The 3,481-nt window shown below is 70.5% G+C and carries 1 protein-coding gene; it reads left to right on the top strand.

Translation table 11 applies throughout. The annotated features are described in order from the left end of the window. The first annotated feature begins 735 nt into the window (after positions 1-735). Complete coding sequence (locus ACIQOV_RS33185; protein ID WP_401054448.1) at positions 736-3,423, top strand: hypothetical protein; 2,688 nt, start codon at positions 736-738, stop codon at positions 3,421-3,423. Positions 3,424-3,481: the final 58 nt, after the last annotated feature.

The following is a 3,481-nucleotide window of genomic DNA, read 5'->3' as shown; positions in this document are numbered from 1 at the left end:
AGGCGCTGGTCGCCACCTCCGCACTCGGCATGGGCTTCGACAAGCCCGACCTCGGCTTCGTGGTGCACCTCGGCTCGCCCAGCTCGCCGACCGCCGGGGATCCCGGCAGGCGCAAGGGTGAAGGGCGCCCATGTGACCGTGCACACATGTTCGCAAATCGGAAGTGTGAGCCGGATCATGACATCGCACAAGATGTACGACCACAACTCGCGGAACGACGCCGCCGGCGTTTACTCCCTTGCGGGGAACGGGAATTGAACCGACGCACAAGCCCCGCGCCCACTGGCTGTCAGCACGCTCTGCCAGGATGTCGGCGTGCCCGACTACGACCTGACCCGCCTCGGGTCCCGTGCTTTCGAACAGATGGTGGTGGCCCTTGCCCGGAGGGTTCTCGGGCCGGGCGTCCAGGCCTTCGGCGACGGACCCGACGGTGGCCGGGAAGCGACCTTCGAGGGAACCATCCGCTGGTCGGCGGCATTCTCCGGGATCGCTTCGACGCCCGAGGTCTGGACGGGTTTCACCGTCCTGCAGGCGAAGTTCCAGGTGAAGCCGAAGTCGACCCCGCAGGCCAACGGGCTGTGGCTGCGGGAGGAGATCCGCAAGGAGATCGACTGCTGGGCGGACGCCGCCGCGAGGCACTCCCGCACCCGCCTCCCCGACCACCTGGTCTTCGTCAGCAACGTCGAACTGTCCTCCTCCGCCCGAACCGGCGGGATCGACCGGCTCAACGCCTATGTGGCGGGACGGCTGGCGGACATCGCACGATCCGGCGTCGGCCTGGCGGTCAAGGGGTTCATGATCTGGCACGCCGACCAGCTCAGGTCCATGCTGGACGCCGACAGGGACGTCCGACACGCCTTCCCGTCACTGCTCAGCGTGGCCGATGTGCTCGCCATGCTCGGACCCAGGACGACGGGACCCGGCCCGCTGGAAGCGGAAGAGTCCATCCCCGGAGGAGCCCCAGGACCTCTGACGCGGCACATCGACCAGCTCACGGACCCGTTCGAGCTGGAGGTCCACCGCGCCATCGCCCCGTCGACGGACGAGATCGTTCCCGCACTGCCGGCCTACGTCGAGCGAGAGCACGATCTCGTTCTGGCCGAGGTCGCCGCGCGGGCGGTGGCGGGGAGCAGCAGCCTCGCCGTACTGGTCGGTGACTCGTCGACGGGCAAGACCCGCTCCTGCTGGGAGCTGATCCACCGGCTCCCGCCCGGATGGCGTCTGTGGCATCCGATCTCGCCCAGCCCCGCCGAAGCGCTGCTGGCCGATCTGCCGCACGTACCGCCTCGCACGGTGATCTGGCTGAACGACCTTCAGCAGTACCTGCTGACGCCACCGGGCGGTGTCGGTTCCCGGGCCGCCGCGGCGTTGCGGGCGCTGCTGCGCCGGGAAGGCGCCGCCCCGGTCCTGGTCCTGGCGACGATCTGGCCCAGGGAATGGAACGAGCTCACATGCCCGCCGGGCGGACTCGGCCAGGATCCCCACGCCCAGGCCCGCGCACTGCTCCGCGGCCACGACATCGAGGTTCCGGATTCGTTCAACGCGTCCGATCTGACGAGGCTGCGAACCGAGGCAGCCGGTGACTCCCGGCTCCGGCGGGCGCTGGAACGCGCCGAATCCGGCATGATCACACAGTACTTGGCCGGCGCCCCGGTCATCCTGGAGCGCTACCGCCATGCCCGGCCCGCGGCAAGGGCCCTGATGGACGCGGCCGTCGACGCCCGCCGCCTCGGCCTCGGATCACCGATTCCCGAGGAATTGCTGGAACGCGCCGTGCCGGGCTACTTGACGGACCACCAGTGGAACTCGGTCGCGGACGACTGGTTCAGTACGGCACTCGCCTATGCCACGGCGCCGTGCCTGGGGGCGCCCGGCCCGCTCACCCGCATTCGACCGCGCCCGGGGGACGCGGCTCCCGAGCGGCCGCGCTACCGGCTCGCCGACTACCTGGAGCAGTCCGGCAGGGCACAGCGGGAGGACGGCGCCGGCACGGCCTCCCTCTGGGACGCCCTCGTCCTGCACGCGCCCGAGGCCGACCGCCCGGCCCTCGCCGCGGAGGCCGCGGACCGGTTCCTCTACGGCCCGGCAGTCAGGCTCCGCGCCGAGGCGGTCGCCAACGGGGACGCCGCTGCGGCCCGCGCCGTCGCCGAGCTCCTCGCCGAAGCCGGATTCCACCAGGAAGCCACCGACCACTACGTCACGGCCGCCTATCGAGGTGACATCCCGTCCATTCACGACGTCGCGAGGGGTCTTGAGGACACCGGAGCGGAAGACATGGCCGCGCATGTCTGGGAGATGGGGGTCGATCTGGGCGACGATCACTCCCGGGAAGCGCGTGCGAGGGCCCTGATCGCTCAGGACGAGGCGGATGCGGCACTCCCCTACCTGGCGGACGCGGTCACGGGCGGATCCGTGTCGGCCCTGCTGACGCTCGCCGACCTCATGGCCGACACGCGCGGCCCGCGGAGCGCCGCCGAATGGATCCAGCGGCAAGCCGCCGAGAACGAAGGATCGTTCGCGCGGGCAGCCGGAACGTGGCTACTTCGCCACGGGTTCACCGACGATTGCTACGCCCTCCTGCGGAAGTCGATCGCAGTCGGATCGGATCCCGACCTTCCGTGGATCACGGCCTTCCTCTCCGGGACGCGGGAGGAACGACGGATCGACGAACTCCTCCACCATGCCGTCACCGCCGAGTCCGAAACGGATTCCTCCGGACTGGACTGGCTCGCGGAGCAGTCACTCGTCGAACCGGCCCTGGAGTGGTTGCGCGGGAGGACGGCCTCCGATGCGCTCGACTCCCCCGGGACGATTTCCCGTGTCCTGTGGCACGTCGAGCGGCACGAAGAGGGGATCGCCCATCTCATCGGAGTTCTCGACCCTGACGACACCAGCCAGTTGCGGCACCTCGCCAGTTGGCTGAAGACGTCGGGGCGGTTCGACGAGGCGTACGAGTTGGACCTCCGCGCCGCCGAACAGGGCCACCCCGACGCGATGTCCGGTGTCGCACAGTGGCTGGAAACGCGGGGACACCACGCGGAAGCACTGCGGGAGTACCAGCGCGCGGTTCGGGCGACGGCCCGGGCGGTGCACACCAGCAGGCATCTCTCCGTTTGGGCGATCGCCGCCCTGCTCGAACGGAAGTTCGGGGCGCCGGGAGAAGTGATCTCCGACGTACCCGATCCGATGGACCGGGCGATCCACCTGCTTCGAGCCGAGGCAGGACCCCGCGCGGCCGAGGAATGGCTCCTGCGACAGGCTGAGGGCGGGCACCCCTCGGCGCTGGGCCGGGCCGTCGAGCTGCTCGCTTCCGAGGGGATGGAGGAGAAGGCCGACCGCCTGCGACGGTACGGGATCCAGCCGGGCGGCCTCCTCGCAGCGCCGTGGTCACCACCGGTTCTGGACATGGAAGCCCTCGACTGACGCGCCGGCCGCACGGTGCCGTGGCCCCGGGTCCTCGTCCCACCCGGGCGAGGACCCG

It is taken from the genome of Kitasatospora sp. NPDC091257, assembly GCF_044757675.1.
GTDB classification, from domain to species: Bacteria; Actinomycetota; Actinomycetes; order Streptomycetales; family Streptomycetaceae; genus Kitasatospora; species Kitasatospora lactacystinica.
Note: the sequence above shows the minus strand (reverse complement) of the source record. Positions and strands in the feature narration are given on the sequence as shown.